Raw genomic sequence first — 15742 nt, 5'->3', positions numbered from 1 at the left:
AGCGGCTAGGTTAGCCCAACGGAATCGCGCTACCCTTCAGAACCTGACGCTCAGGTGCCGAATCACTACCCACCTTCGCGATGGGAAAAGCAACAAAGGCCTGAACGCCCTTCTCACGAAGAATCGCCTTCTCATCCGCCAACTCAGACACGAAAATGTCAGTGCTCAAAGAACCGCGGTCCATCGCCTTACCGAGTTCGTCAACCACCCTACGGTAGGGGTGGCTACGCAACACGGTCCGCAACCGGGCGGGCGTAACCCTTCCGGAGGGTACCGGAAGCACCATGAGCCGCGGGTGCAAAGCGTTGTACGGGTAGGCACCGGGGGTTACACCAATTCGGTGAATCTGGTGAATCACCGGGAAATTCGCAATACCCACCAGCGCGCAGAAGGCGAGCGCGGTGTCCGTCGGCTGCGGGACGGTGAAACCGGTTCCGGTTCGGGAATCCGGCTTCTTATCCAACGAGTCGTGCAGGGTCTGCCCGGTAATACCGCTGAGCATCGCGGAAGGTTCCCAAGTGGCCAGATCCGCACACATCAGGCGCAGACGGTCCTTGACGAACTCCTGACCCTTGTTGCGAGTTTTCATCTCCCAGCGGGATGCACCGTGGTCGGGGCGAGGCGCCTTGGTTTCAAAACGCCAGTATGCCGGTTCGCCCAGGCCAGCAATCCACAGAAGGGACAGCAGGTCGTCACGTTCCATCAGCGCATCCAGATGAGCCTGTCGGGTCTTCTGGTGCGAGGCCCAGTCATCCGGGTACTTCTCCGCGTCAATTCCGCGAATACGCGGGGAGAACGGGGAGAAAACAGCGGCTTCCTTACCCACACCGTAGGACTGGTCAACGTTCACCCAGCTACCATCAGCAGCCAGGGAAGAAACGTAGGAGTGCACGCACTCGGCAATTTCTTCTTCTGACACGCCTTCAGCATGCATCTGGGCGCGCGGCTGACCTTCCTGAGACCAACCGACAGTAACGGTTCCGGGGTGCTTCTGCTCAACCATCAGGGACAGCCCGTAGAGGGCAAAATGGGTCAGCGCCGAGGTGTAGTCACCGGCAATAGTCAACGTTGCCATTAGTGTCCCTCCCGTGAAATCTGGGCATCTGCTGCGCGTTCGACGGCCTCAAGGTAGGCGGTAGCGTACGGGCCGTAGGTGCGGCTCGTCTGCTCCATGAGGTTGTCCCAGTAGCCGACGTTAAAGAGTCGGGTCGCCTGTTCCTTGAGCGCCTCATAGTCCGTTCCCTCGGGCAGGTAGCCTTCCTTGAGCAGGAAGTCTGCGTCGTGGGCGAAGGAGAACCGGCCGTGACCGTGACTGCAACCAATGATGCGCAATACCAGGTCGCGGTGCTCCCCCACCTTTTCGGGCGAGGCCGCAACCATGAGCGCGGACAGCTGCTCGTGACGCCAGCCCCTCGGCAGGGCGCTGCGGCTACGGGCGCGGTACGCCTCAGCCACGGAACGGTGGCCGCTCTTTGCGAGCGCGCCCGTCTCCGCATCTGCACCGAGCATCTGCTGGAAGCGCAGGTCGCGTTTGCCCTCGTCGTGGTACTTTGCCGCCAGTTCCAGGGCCTCAGAGAATTCCGGTGCCAGGCCGAGGTTCTCGGCAATCTGGCGGGTACGCTCGGCAACATCGTTCTGGTGGTCGTCCAGAAAAACGGGGGCAGCCAGCACCAGTTCCTGAGCGATATCGGAACCTTCAACAGACTTTTTCTCGGTCGCATTGGTCACTTTGGCGTACCAGGAGATAACTTCCTGACCGTCCTCAGCCTCGGTAGTAAGTTCAGAAGCAATCCTCTTCTCGCCGTCCGGAGCTTGGGTGTCAAGCAATTCTGCTGCCTCTTCGGGTGAGAGGCCCAGGTATTCCCTGAAGTCTTCCTCACGGTCCGCGCACTTTTCGTACACGTAGAGCTCGGCGCCATCGGGGAAGGGCACAGCCTCCACCTTGTCCTTCGTGGAGGGAAGCTCACGCTGAGTCACGGCAATGCCCTGGTTCGTGAACGGAATACTACCCGTATCAAGAATCAGAACGTCACCGGGAGCCAACGAATGGTTGCTCTCATCGCCGTGGTCAGCGTCCTGCCACAGGGAGATTTCACCCTGACGGTAAAGGAACTTACGCGGCTTCACGCCGTGCTCGTCCTGGTAGTCCAGAATCTCCTTGAGAATCTTCAGATTCGCGGGGAAGGTTTCCTTGTCGCGCGGTGCGAAGTAGCTGGTCTTGAGAATCTCCATGGCGGCAGAAGAGTTGCTCGGCAGGTTATCACGCACGATAACACCACCCATCGCGGTTTCTGCATCCAGGGAGTCGTGCAGCCACAGGTCAAGGTCCGGCTCATCGTAGGGGTTCTCATCGGTACGCGAGAATTCCAGCAGGTCAGGCCATTCCGGGCGCTGGTAGAGCAGACGCTCCGGGGAGGACTGCACCGGCGGGTTCTTCACCATTGCGGCGGGGTTCACCGACGGGCTCTCAGCATCGTTGAGAGCCTCGAGCCAACCATACGCATTGCTCAGGTCGACCGCCTTGTAGGGAGGCGCGTCCTTCTTGACCGAGTCGCCGCTGGCAGGCTCAATAACGACGACCTTGGAATCCGTACGGTGGCCCAGACGGTTAACACGTCCGAAGCGCTGCGCCAAGGAGGAAGCCGGAGCCAGCTCGGTCACCAGGTCAGCAAAGTCAACGTCAATACCGACTTCGAGAGTCTGGGTGGCAACAACAACCTTCACGGACTTATCGCCTGCGGTAGTGAAGAGCTTATTGTGATCTTCCTGCAGCTTTTCCAGATCCGAGGGGCGCATGCGTCCTACGAGAAGCTCAACCTCATCCTTTCCAAGCACCTTGTCCGTGGTGAGTTTCTCCTTGATAGAGATAGCCGTCCGCACATGGTTGACGATACAACCGACAGTATGGGCTTTCTTGGAGTCTTCACCCGCCTCACGGTGGGCAAGGAACTTCTTAATAGCGTCCACAGCGGCGTTCACGGTCGCAGCGTTACCGGGCTTACCATCCCACTTATCAATGGGGTGGAGCACCAGTTCCTTATGCGAGTAGACACGTTTGTGCAGCTCTTTATCATTCGGGCTGTCGAGAGCCTCAATGTCAACGCCCAGCGTGGTCGAATCGCTGTCCTCAGTGGAGGGGGTAGCGGTCGTCTCAACCACCTGCAGGGTGGGAACACCCAGGTTGACCTCGCGCTTCTGCAACTCGGCAATACGTTGAGTGGTGTGCAGCAGCTGACGGTTCATGTGTGCTTCATCGAGCACCATGACGGTGTCCATGGTCAGCAGAGCGGTCTCACGCGGCCGGGCAGCCTTGGTGCTGCCGTAGCCGCGGAAGAGCGCTCGCGAACCGTACATATCCGGGGTTGCGGCGATGATTGCGCAGGCCGAAATGTCGGTCACCGGCAGGCTGCGGTTCGAGAGTTCGCCACGGATGTGACCAGTCTCGAAGGGTTTGCTCCCCTTCTCGTCGTTGTGGGTCTGGAAGCTCTGGAGAGCTTCAGCAACCCTACGCAGAATACCGGGCTCACCGGATCCATCAGCGAGCGCGTCCTCCATACATTTGAGAATCTCACGGGCACGGTCTGCCTGGCTGTCGACCAGCGCGCGGCGTCCCACGGTCACGCAGAGGCGACGGGGAACGCGCGGCGCGGCGCCAACCGCTGCGAGCGCATTCGCGAAGAGGTGGATATCAACCACGGAGGACTTGCCGGAGCCGGTCGGCGCGTTAATGCGTTCCGGCCATACGCCGTGCTCGCAAATGTGGTCGAGTACCTCTTCCTGCCAGCTGAAGGGCGCGTACCCTCCATTGAGTGCGGCAAAGAACTCACCGAACTCATCACGAGTAATAGAGGGCAGCATGGTAGCGGGGCTAGTCATGCTTTTCCTCCTTCTTGCGGCGGTCGTATTCTTCGGTGGGCACGTCGAACGGAACCAGCAGGCCGCCGCCCATATGGCGGGACTGGCCGATGGCTACGAGGGTCGTGTCCGTTGCCAGGTTGCCGAGGTCTACGATGCCGCGCCACGGCTCTGCGGGCAGAGTGCGGGGCAGCTTATAGGCGTAGGCGGCGGGGTTCTGGGTTACACGGTGGGCTTCCAGGACCTTGGCCTCAGCCTTTTCCTCGACCTGGTCCCTCAAGCTGCGGATTCGTTCACGTGAGGTTTCAGCCTCGGGCGCCTCGAAGCTGTCACGCCACACGTAAGCCATGGAAAGCAGAGCAGCGTCAGCGAAGGTCCAGGCCTTCGTCTCGGTCTTCTTCGGGCGGTTGAAAACGCGCGATTCGGGAACGGCCGCGCTGAGGGTACGCCACAGGCGCTTGTACCCGGTCTTGGGGGCATCCCAGAAACCCTGCGCGGGCAGGCGCTTCTGGCGAAGCTTCACGGTGAGTCGCGGGAAGTCCTGAGCGTAGAGGGTTTCTACGCTCCTGAGTGCGATACCGAGTTCTACTGCTTCATCGGTCGGGGCGCTTGCCGGGACCAAGACGAGCAGGACTCCCTGAGACTTCACCTCACGACGCAGATAGTCGGGCAGGTAGCGGGAAGGCAGGTACTGCAGCGCCAGGCTGTTGGCAGGCTTGTGGCCCTTGGGGTACCTGCCGGTGATGAGGCTGGGCGCCCCGAATCCTGCGGCAGCTACGAGAGCCTTGTGCAGCAGGGAGCTTGCCTTGACGTACTGTTCGGACTTCAGCTCTTCACCGTCTACTTCGAGGAGCCACAAGTATTCCCAGGGGCTGGTGGAGGTTTCAGCCTCCACAGGCTGGTACTTGATGGATCCCAGGCCTGCGGTGGGTACCGATGAGGGGCGCATCGTGTCGCTCGCTGCGGTCTTGTCGCCTGCCTTGGTGGGAACCTTGGCGGGGTACGCTTCTGCATGAGCACGCATGAGCGCGTTGATTCGACCGGGTACGGGTACGCGGACGGGCATGCCGCCTGCTTCGAAGGGGCCCGACTTAGTGTCGATGGTGTGGGTGGGTTCCACGTCTCCGGTGTAGAGGGCGGTGAAGCTGCTGGCTTCTCCGAGGGAGGGTACTTCGCCGCAGAGCTGGGTGATGGTTTCCGCGATGTCTGCGGGTACCTTATCGTACTGCCAGCCGATGGTGTCGGATACAGCCCAGCCGTCGGATACGGCGCGACGTTCGGTCTGCCGCCCATCCTTGGTGGAGCGCGCTACCTCGCGGTACATGAATCGGCTCATCTTGTTGGGTGAGCGGTACACGGGGCACATGTCGGGAAGCTGTAGCCCGGTCGGGGGGTTCTCTTCAAGCCATTTGAGAGCTTTGAGTGATTCTTCCGAGGGGGCGAGCTGCCCGTTTTCGATAATTGCGTGAGGTCCCTGCGCGGCCGCGCTGAGGAGCGCGGCCTGCAAGCGGGCAGGGTCGGGGAAGGCGTCGGGGCTTCCGTCTGCCTTGTGGCCCTGGTATACGCCGAGCGGGAACCTCGCAAGAATTCCGAGGTTCGTCATATTATTCAGCATCCTCCGCAGTGGCGTTCTTAATGATGATGGGGTTGCCTTCAACCTTGAAAGTCTGGCCATTCCAGTCAGCCACGCCAGCCTTCTTGGCATTCTCGATAGCCTCGAGGAGCAGCTGGTCGGTGTGTTCAACGGTCAGGGGTGCGAAGGGCTTCTTCTCGCCGAAACGCTGGTCGAGGGTGACAACGGGTGCGGCAGATTCGATCAGGTCACAGTTGGCACGGATGTAGAGTTCACGCTCCGAACGGGCAATAGCGTTGAGGCCGAGTGCGGCAAGAAGTGCACGCGCGGCAACATTCTTGGTCTCGTCCTGACCGAAGCGCAGCTGACGCAGGCTAGCGAGGCTCAGAACCCAGGAACGGATGATACGGCGGCAAGCGACACCGCCAATTTCCTCAACCGAAGGCGGGATGCTACCCAGACCGAGAGGGGATGCGGAGATACGGGCGTCAGCCTTGGCCTTCTTGATATCGTTACGACGTGCCCCAATATTACCCGAGCTCAGTTCTGATTCCTGGTCGTTGACCAAGGATTCCATATCCTTGGGAGCAAGCTGCACACTAGCAGCGACAGCGTCAACACGAGCACCGCTACGACGTGCCTGCTGCTCTTCGCCACTACGCTCCTGATCGGCGAGAACGCCGATGATTTCACCAACGAGGGCGCTGCGCAGGCGGACCTGGTTGCTCTTGCGGGTGGAGTCCCATGCGCCGAAGAGGAGTGCTGCGGGGGCGGTGCTGAGCAGTGCGCTCATGTCTGCGGGGGTGCAGTTGCGCAACGCGCGGTAGTGGTCGTTTTCGGTGATAGGCTTACCATCGACGCGACCGGCACGGAAGTGGCCGTCGAAGACGCGGTGGGAGAGTTCCATGTCGGTGTATTCGAAGGGGCCGTTTTCGGTCTGGTAGGTGACGACGGCGCGGGGAATCTTGACGACTGCTTCATCGCCGTACTGGCGACCCTGTTCGATGGCGGCTTCTGCGCGGTTGAGTTCGGACTGCTTGCTGTCGATGAGGACAACGGTCTGAGGCTTGCCCTTGACAGCATTCTCAGCAGTCTTGGCTTCTTCCTTCTTGGGTTCGTCCTGGTCTTCAGGCTTCTCTACGATGTAGCGGGTCTCGTACACAAAAACGGACTTAGCAGCCTGCCCCTTGCCATCAACATACTTGGCGGGCGCCACGGATGCGTGAGGGCCTGCTGCGGGTTCGAGTTCGGTGCTGGAGGTGATGACGGAACCACCGCCGAGCTTGACGTTCTCGATGAGGTCGGCGAGGGTGATGTTGTTCTGGGACATGATTGTCTCCTTAGGTAGTGTGTGCACATCTCGCGTCGGTGCGTGGGTTGTGCACGATTTTTCTTGTGTAGCTTTAAGCTACCTGTCTTTTTCGAATGATGCGCGCGTTTTCGTCACGCTGCTGATTCGGAGCGCCGCTCCCCCCTCCCCACACCGCACTCACCTCATTGTTCAGGTGAGATTGGCGTAGCTGGAGGAGGGGCTGGCGGGATGCCACACAAACGGTCAGTATTCGATACGGATTGGAAATCCACTCCGCGTCGCCGATATACTGATTCAAGTCTTGTTTTGTTGCAGCAAAACTTGACTTCCGTTTATAGCGGTATCAACATACTTCAAAGCCGTCTACTGCGACTCCGTCGTGGTAGACGGCTTTTTTCTTGGGGGCGGTACTTCTACCATTAGACCTCCTAAATATCCAGGGCTCATATCACTCCAGCGGAGTTGCTGTGTGGACTTCCGAGCCAATTGATGTCTCAACCATAGCATTAAGATTGCATATAGACAAATACCCTCGTGCTCCCAAAACAAAACTTAATATATAAATATTTAGCCCTCCGCCAGTAAAATCACCAGCGAAGGGCCAAGTTTTTAAAGAAGGCTCCAGCGATTTCCATCGCAGGAGAGATAACAGCGATAAAGGCTTCCAGAACAAAATTTAATCCCTCAATGAAAGCTCTGACCATACAGCGCGGTAGAGATTTGTTCGGGAAAAAGCATGAGAAGCCTCTAAAATATCAGCTGTTCCTCCATTATCCCTACCTCTCCTCTACGACGCAATCGGCTCTCTTCTCTGCTCATGACTTCACCATAGCTCTACTACAGATTACGCGCATCCGATTTGGTCATTTCAGACCCAGACATCTGACATGAGGAGTTGGCAGTAGGCGCCACATCAGCCCATATTCATGTTTTAAAGAGAAAAGCTCCGGTTTAGAAACCAATCTGGTTTCTAAACCGGAGTTACGCAACCCGCGTGCGACTTCCCGATTCATATTCAGAATTGCAATGAAGACCCCCACCTGAAGGCGGGGAAATAGCAGGACGGTTCTCATAGACCGCGCCCACGTTGTAGCCTCAATGAAAGTCCCCGCCCGAAGGCGGAGAAATAGCTAGCTAAAACTAGCATGTTACGGCGCAACAAAGACTGCTGTAGCACGAGATTCTCGCGGATTACGTATCCAAAGTGTACATCACGCAATATTTATGCCTACCGCAGCATCGTCATCTGAAGGTGGAGAAATTTGCGGTCATCGTTGAAGGAGGCATCAGCCCGCACCCTCAATGAAAGTCCCCACCCGAAGGCGGGGAAATTCGAGAATGTCTCCAGCTTGCGCTTAGCTCTATTTCTGCCTCAATGAAAGTCCCCGCCCGAAAGCGGGGAAATGTTCATGGAGCGCTGCAGGAGCCCTTCAGCGACCAGACCTCAATGAAAGTCCCCACCCAAAGGCAGGGAAATGCTCAGCAAGCGATGCATCCTCTGGCTCATCGAAGCCTCAATGAAAGTCCCCGCCCGAAGGTGGGGAAATTACCGGAGCAGCTTTAAACATTTCCCATTTCAGCAAAACCTCAATGAAAGTTCCCGCCCGAAGGCAGGGAAATTCTCGCCACCGAATCGAATGGTCGATTACTCGGTCACCTTAATGAAGGTCCCCGACCGAAGGCGGGGAAATTCGGAAGCAGGTGCGACTGTGACGACTGCAACCAAGCCTCAATGAAAGTCCCCGCCAGAAGGCGGGGAAATAAACGTATACCCAAACAAGCATTCAGCCAATCAGGCCTTTAAACACTATTGACAAGCCAAAACATCACGCGAGCGACACGCCAACATTACGTCACGTGCCAGGTTCTCACGGAGACAGACAAAGCCTCCAAAGGCCATTATCCCCACCTCTACTACCAGTCCGCAATCGAACTCGTCATTCCTCCGCTCCCCTGCCGCGCGTCGCTAGCGAATGAGCAGCCCGCGGCTAGAGAATGAGCGCATCCGCTTCGGTCACCTCGCGCGCCCGGCCAATGTAGCTGAAGGTCGGCTCGTCAAGGCGGGCCAGCAGCCCCAGGTCGCAGAAGAGCACTGAGTCCTCGTCCGGATCGATGAGCTCCTGAACCTCGTCTTTGATGCGCCGCACCTTGGCGGGGGCCGCATCCACAATAAAGACGCTGTACTGAATACGGTCCCCATAACTGAGAATGAGCTTGGCCAGTTTGGCGCGCCGCCGGTCGCTGGGCACGTCGTAAGCGATGAGGGTTCGTCGGGCGTCGTCACGCATTATCGTACGGTCACCCCCGTGTACTCGCGGGTGGTTCCGTTAATTACGCCCAGGAGCATGCGGGCTTGCACCTCAATAGCGCGGCGCCACGTCACCGAGTACCCGTAGGTGGGGTGGGTAATCTCCGTGGCCATGCGCTTCTCGAACGCGGCGATGACGGTCTTCCGTCCTTCGGGTGTGAGCCGGTAGCTTCCGCCAACCGTGGTGAAGTGCGCCGCTTTGACCTGCTTCCTGTTAATAAGGGACACCACCACGGAGTCCGCGATGACGGCACGGAATTCTTCCATGAGGTCAAGCGCGAGCGCAGGCTTGTTCCGTGAGCTGCTGTGCAGGAACCCGGCGTGCGGGTCGAGCCCGCAGGTGAGGATAGCGCGAATACATTCTGAGCTGAGCAGCCCGTAGGCGTAGTTCAGCAGAATGTTGATGGGGTCATTGGCGCCTCTCCCCTGCCGCCCGGCCCAGGTCCAGCCGAGTTCGGTGAGCACGTCTTCTTTGAGCATGGCTGCGAAGTTGCCGAAGTAGAGCGAGGCGGCTTCACCTTCGAGGCCGAGAAGTTCCGGGATTGAGGTAGCCTGCGGTGTGTGCTTCTGAATGTCTCGCATGGTGCGGCATACGTCTGCAGCGTGACCGTTGCGGCGCAGCAGGGTCGCTTGGTTTGAGATTTTGCTGGCAATCATGGCGCTCGCGATGGGCAGGTGCCCCTGTGCTGAAAGGATATGCTGTTGCACGCGGGCCAGTCCATTCGGTCCGGTGCCGGGTTGCGACCAGCCGTAGACTCGGCCGGTGCTGGAGCACCAGATGATGGTGCAGTTGCGCCACATGAGTTCTCGTAGAAGCGCGGAGGAAACGTCGATGTTTCCGTGAACAACAAGGCTGTGCACACGTTCGAGGGGTACGCTGTTGATTGTTTCGCCGAGGTGCTGCACGATGAGGCGCCCTTGTTGGACGGTCGCTCTTGATCCTTGCGTGGTGAGGTGCGCTACTTGGCTGTCGGGGTTGCTGGCGACGACGCGTGTAATGTTTTCTTTTCCGTGGGATTCGTCGGGTAGGCACACGGAGATATGGGAGCACCAGCTGCAGCGGGGTGAGTCTTCGAGGGGTTGCGGTGCTGTCGGGTTGTCGATGAGTGCGCGGGTGGTGTGTACGTATTCTTCTGCGGTGCGGATGTCTTCATCTGAGATGTCGACGGGCACGGTTTTGTTGTGGTTGGTGAAGTGCACCGCGCATTCGCTGACTGTTTCACCGGCTTCTTCGAGGCAGATTTTCTGAAGGGCGAGCTGCACCCTGTGGGCTGGTGTGACGGATGCGTTGCGGCGTACGGGTGTCGCTTTGTATTCGATGATGCGGGTGGTACCGTCTTCTTGGGGTTCGACGGCGTCGCATCGTCCGGTGAGTCCGAGGCGTTTTGATGAGATGGTGACTGCGCGCTGTTGTGTGCCGCGGGATGTTTTGGGGTCGTCGACTCGTTTGTGGGCGGATTGCCCTTCTTGCATTTGTGAGGTGTCGGTCTTTTCGCCATTGGATTCGATCCATGCGCGGCGGGGGCAGTACACGGTGTGCATGACGAGTGAGATAGGAAGTTCGTCGCCTGCGCTGTAAGGGGTAGACATCGGTGTCTCCTTGGTGTGAGCGAATATGGTGGGCAGTCAGCTTTGGCTGCTTGGTTTTGAGGGTAGCACTGCGGCGGAGTGTTTTGGCTTATCAGCGAGTTTATGACGCTATTCCGGCGTGTTGAGTTTTCTGCTTGGAGGTGTGGAGGAGGTGGGTAGCAGCTGGTGGGTGGGGTTTGCGGTTGGTGTTTTGGCCTGGTTGCTTCCTGCGCTGCGAAAAAGGAAAAGCTCCGTTCCTGGACTGTGGTGGATCCAAGAACGGAGCAGGGAGGTTTTAGGGAAAGTCCCCACAAAATTGTAGGGAAGGTTGAAGTGTTTCCCACGCAAGCAGGGATGAGCCCGCCTCGATGAAGGTCCCTATGGAAAGTAGGGAAATTGTTGTTAATTTACAACTTTTGTCACTGTGCCAAATCCCTCAATGAAAGTCCCTACAAGATCGTAAGGAAATAGTTGCATTGTGCGCCACTTCTCCAAGCTCTACGCCGCCTCAATGAAAGCCCTTCCAAAAAGGAAGGGAAATCGGCATGTCTGAATGTCTCTCGTCTGGGGCTCAGCGCCTCAATGAAAGCCCTTCCAAAAAAGAAGGGAAATACGCGCGAGCGCACCCGTAATGGTCCGCCGCTCGATGACTCAATGAAAGTCCCCGCCCAGGGCGGAGAAATGTAGCCTGCAGCATCCGCCTGGCGAGCTTCCATAGACCAGCCTCAATGAAAGTCTCCGCTAGAAAGCGAAGAAATACGGTGCGTGTGCTGGCTGGTGAGAATTACGGTGAGCCTCAATGAAAGCCCCTCCGAAATAGAAGGGAAATCAAGATGACCGCGGGACCGCTTTTTCTGTACCTTGAGGCCTCAATGAAAGCCCCTCTGAAGAGGAAGGGAAATCCGCCTGCAACCTCGGCATCACATGCGGCGCACCGTAGCCTCAATGAAAGCCCTTCCGAAAAGGAAGGGAAATTGGCGGTGCCGTTGCGGTGAGCCTGTACGCGCTCGAGGAAGCCTCAATGAAAGCCCTTCCGAAAAGGAAGGGAAATCTGGTACTTATCGGGGTGAGCTTTCACGTCATCAATTGCCTCAATGAAAGCCCCTACGATAAGGAAGGGAAATCCGTCGCCGCCCTTCAATTCTTCAAAGGCGAAGCCGCCTCAATGAAAGCCCCTCCAAAAAGGAAGGGAAATGCTGTTTGTTCAGCTTGGCATTCAGGAAAGCCCAAAGCCTCAATGAAAGCCCTCCCAAAAAGGAAGGGAAATGGCGGCGGACTCAACCCCCAACGAATCCGCATCTTCGCTTCAATGAAAGCCCTTCCAAAAAGGAAGGGAAATTACCCATCATGCCCGACCAGCTGTTCTCGATGTAGCCGCCTCAATGAAAGCCCTTCCAAAAAGGAAGGGAAATTCAACCGGAGTGCCCTCAACGACCAGGTTGTACTCACCTCAATGAAAGCACTTCCCAAAAGGAAGGGAAATGTCTTTGTGACCGTGGATATAGAACGACTTGCCATAGCCTCAATGAAAGTCCCCACCCGAAGGCAGAGAAATAGCTGTGGTACTCCCCCGGTCAGAACGCGGCATGGCCTCAATGAAAGCCCTCCCAAAAAGGAAGGGAAATACGTTTGGCGATGGACCGCCCGGCAGTGTTCGATAGCCTCAATGAAAGTCTACATCTCAAGCTGTAGAACAAGAAGTCTATCAGTCATCCTGGGCCATCACAACAGCTTGTCTTATTGAAAGCCCCTCCAAAAAGGAAGGGAAATCTGCGTTGGCTCGTGAGGGCATGCTCGGCGAATCTGACCCTCAATGAAAGTCCCTCCGAAAAGGAAGGGAAATGCCGCGATCATGGACACCGCCCACCCAGGCGTAGCGGCCCTCAATGAAAGTCCCTCCGAAAAGGAAGGGAAATTGAAGATGGCCAGCGGGGAGCCCGTGGCGTTGAGCCCTCAATGAAAGTCCCTCCGAAAAGGAAGGGAAATGGTTACGCCGAAGCTGCAAACCCCGTGACCGGCATCCCTCAATGAAAGTCCCTCCGAAAAGGAAGGGAAATACAATCTGGCGGCTGGAACACCTCAGAAAACGCAGACCCTCAATGAAAGTCCCTCCGAAAAGGAAGGGAAATCCGGAAGCATTCGTCACGATGTCGTGACCGATGATCACCCTCAATGAAAGTCCCTCCGAAAAGGAAGGGAAATAGGTTCCTCACGCGCGGATGATGATAGGTAACTTCCCTCAATGAAAGTCCCTCCGAAAAGGAAGGGAAATTGCACTTCACACTAATAAAACTTGACATTAGTCAGCCCTCAATGAAAGTCCCTCCGAAAAGGAAGGGAAATTGAGCTCGTAATGCTGGTCTGGCACGTCCTGTAGCCCTCAATGAAAGTCCCTCCGAAAAGGAAGGGAAATGTTGCACCTTCGCCAACATTCTGAGGTGAACGCATGCCCTCAATGAAAGTCCCTCCGAAAAGGAAGGGAAATTAAGGTTCGGGGTTTCCCGCCCCGTTCAACCTTACATCCCTCAATGAAAGTCCCTCCGAAAAGGAAGGGAAATAGCAGACCACACCACCTGTGGGCATGCCAAAGCACTCCCTCAATGAAAGTCCCTCCGAAAAGGAAGGGAAATGTGCTGTTGTCCTGCGTCGAGCAATCGCTGGCGTGCCCTCAATGAAAGTCCCTCCGAAAAGGAAGGGAAATCTCTGTCATGCATGTTCCTGAGCGGGCCGGTGAGGGGCCCTCAATGAAAGTCCCTCCGAAAAGGAAGGGAAATCTGAGCAGTCAAGATGCCCCCGCCGGATATCTTCGCCCTCAATGAAAGTCCCTCCGAAAAGGAAGGGAAATTTTTGAAGTTCCTGGCTGGCAAACAGGAAACGAAGGCCCTCAATGAAAGTCCCTCCGAAAAGGAAGGGAAATCCAGAACACCGGGAAAATGGTCTCTCGGTATGTCTTACCCTCAATGAAAGTCCCTCCGAAAAGGAAGGGAAATTCGCTGAGTGCAAGGCCGGGCATCAGGAACCGGATGTCCCTCAATGAAAGTCCCTCCGAAAAGGAAGGGAAATGCCACTCTTTTAAGACCTCATGGGTATATCTTTGGGTCCCTCAATGAAAGTCCCTCCGAAAAGGAAGGGAAATGTAACCCCCGGCGGGCGATTCCACCAGGGGGTTACTCCCCTCAATGAAAGTCCCTCCGAAAAGGAAGGGAAATAAGAACATTTTCACGGGCGCGGTGTTCCATACGGAATCCCTCAATGAAAGTCCCTCCGAAAAGGAAGGGAAATTCACATCCGCGTAGGTGCGCGACAAATCCTTGGACTGCCCTCAATGAAAGTCCCTCCGAAAAGGAAGGGAAATGTTGCCGATGGTAAGTCTTCGCTGATGATGGGCTCATCCCTCAATGAAAGTCCCTCCGAAAAGGAAGGGAAATCTGGCCAATCTTAGCGCGGCGGTCGCCTGGCTTGTCCCCTCAATGAAAGTCCCTCCGAAAAGGAAGGGAAATGCATACCCAGGTATTCCAGCTTTTCGGCTTGGCTAGCCCTCAATGAAAGTCCCTCCGAAAAGGAAGGGAAATAGCTACCCGAAAATAGCCCGCAACCATGCGCAGAAACGGGTGCTTCGCGAGAACCTCGCGGAGGCTACACGCAAAATTATACACTCCAACCACATCTACCCCCGCATAACTCCCTGGCAAGGGAAGAAACCATGCGAGCGACACGCCATGTTCCCGTCACGTACCAGGTTCTCGCTCACACAAAGACCCCCGCCGGGTGCTTCCTAAGCGACCCGGCGAGGGTCTTCACGTATGAGAGGGGTTGGCGCGGTTCAGGTAAACCAGACTAACCAAGCTAACCATGCAAACCGGGCGAGCTTCGAGTCTCACGGGACTAGAAAGAACAGCGCATCAAAACCCGAGCCGGCCAAAGCTCGGCCCCGGCGAACAGCGGAACTAGCGCTCCGCCTCCTCGCCGAGCATGCCCTCACGAGCCAACGCAGTCAAACGAGACACCGCACGGAAATACTTCTTCTGATAACCACCAGCCAGCATCTCCTCAGTAAACACCTTGTCAAAAGGCACACCCGAAGAAACAATCGGCAAGTCCTTGTCATACAGGCGGTCAGCCAACACCACAAAACGCAGCGCCACCGACTGCTCAGTAATCGGGTGAACATCACGCCACGCAATACCATCCAGGCCATCAATCAACTGACGGTAACGCGACGGGTGCACCTTCGCCAGATGCTCCACCAGGTCAGCGAAGTTATCAACACCAACAGTCTGGCCGCCGAACACTTCCTCAACCTTCGCATCAAACTCGGAGTCTGCAACAGGCTCCGGTGCGGCAGGCAGGCCACGGTGACGGAAATCCTCACCATCCACACGGTGCACCTCAAACTGCGAAGCAAGCACCTGAATCTCACGCTTAAAATCCTCAGCCGCGAAACGGCCCTCACCCAGCGCACCAGGCAACGTATTCGAGGTCGCCACAAGCTTCACGCCAGCATCCGCCAGCTCACGCATCAGACGAGACATGAGCACAGTATCACCCGGATCATCCAGCTCAAACTCGTCAATACACACCAGCTTATAGCTGCTCAACGCCTCAACCGTCTTACGGAACGTCAACGCACCCACCAGGTTCGTGTACTCCACAAAAGTACCGAACGCCTTCGGGCCATCCACATAATGCCACAGCGACGCCAACAAGTGAGTCTTACCCACACCAAAACCGCCGTCAAGGTACAGGCCAGCCTTCGTCGAATCCTTCTTCTTGCCACCAAACAGGCGACCAAAGAAACCGGCACCAGCGCCGCCACCATTAATCTTGTCGCCAAAATCCTTCAGCTTCTGCACAGCCTCAGCCTGCGACGGCTGATTCGGATCAGGAATGTAGCTATCAAAAGACACTTCACCAAAACGCTCAGACGGGCGGAAACCCGCCAGCAACTCATCAGCAGAAACGCGAGGGATGCGGTCGGTCAAATGTACGGTCGTGGTGGGCACAAAAACTCTTTTCTTCAGTGACGGCGATGTGACTTCCGCTTTAAGTGTAGTACTGTCTAACACCCCACGTGAGCCGCATGAGTTGCCCGCCACATTGCGGGCATGGGGGGGTGGGATGTGGC

7 protein-coding genes and 1 CRISPR repeat array are annotated in these 15742 nt (G+C 56.9%); all 7 genes read right to left on the bottom strand.

Translation table 11 applies throughout. From position 1 onward, the window contains the following. Nucleotides 1-10: 10 nt before the first annotated feature. Complete coding sequence (locus RWL87_RS05930) at nt 11-1075, bottom strand: aldehyde dehydrogenase (RefSeq protein ID WP_313969228.1); 1065 nt, start codon at nt 1073-1075, stop codon at nt 11-13. After that, entirely contained in the window at nt 1075-3876 is a 2802-nt protein-coding gene (gene cas3u / locus RWL87_RS05925) for a type I-U CRISPR-associated helicase/endonuclease Cas3 (protein WP_313969227.1), read from the bottom strand. The genes RWL87_RS05930 and cas3u overlap by 1 nt, the downstream gene beginning before the upstream one ends. After that, nucleotides 3869-5458, bottom strand: coding sequence for a type I-U CRISPR-associated protein Csb2 (csb2, locus tag RWL87_RS05920; RefSeq protein ID WP_313969226.1), 1590 nt, complete (start codon nt 5456-5458; stop codon nt 3869-3871). Before csb2 ends, cas3u begins: the two co-directional genes overlap by 8 nt. 1 nt (nt 5459) lies before the next feature. Further along, a complete protein-coding gene (gene cas7u, locus RWL87_RS05915) occupies nt 5460-6758 on the bottom strand; it encodes a type I-U CRISPR-associated RAMP protein Csb1/Cas7u (RefSeq protein ID WP_313969225.1) in 1299 nt (432 codons plus the stop codon). 1970 nt (nt 6759-8728) lie between these two features. Continuing rightward, the gene (gene cas2, locus RWL87_RS05910) at nt 8729-9028 is read right to left on the bottom strand and encodes a CRISPR-associated endonuclease Cas2 (RefSeq protein WP_313969224.1); all 300 of its coding nucleotides are present in this window, start codon (nt 9026-9028) and stop codon (nt 8729-8731) included. Next, the gene (cas1, locus tag RWL87_RS05905) at nt 9028-10638 is read right to left on the bottom strand and encodes a CRISPR-associated endonuclease Cas1 (protein ID WP_313969223.1); all 1611 of its coding nucleotides are present in this window, start codon (nt 10636-10638) and stop codon (nt 9028-9030) included. The genes cas2 and cas1 overlap by 1 nt, the downstream gene beginning before the upstream one ends. A gap of 1713 nt (nt 10639-12351) precedes the next feature. Beyond that, nucleotides 12352-14189: direct repeats of the CRISPR family, unit length 36 nt; unit sequence CCCTCAATGAAAGTCCCTCCGAAAAGGAAGGGAAAT. 375 nt (nt 14190-14564) lie between these two features. Then, complete coding sequence (zapE, locus tag RWL87_RS05900) at nt 14565-15620, bottom strand: cell division protein ZapE (protein WP_049354809.1); 1056 nt, start codon at nt 15618-15620, stop codon at nt 14565-14567. Nucleotides 15621-15742: the final 122 nt, after the last annotated feature.

It is taken from the genome of uncultured Rothia sp. (genome assembly GCF_963555405.1).
Taxonomy (GTDB): domain Bacteria; phylum Actinomycetota; class Actinomycetes; order Actinomycetales; family Micrococcaceae; genus Rothia.
Note: the sequence above shows the minus strand (reverse complement) of the source record. Positions and strands in the feature narration are given on the sequence as shown.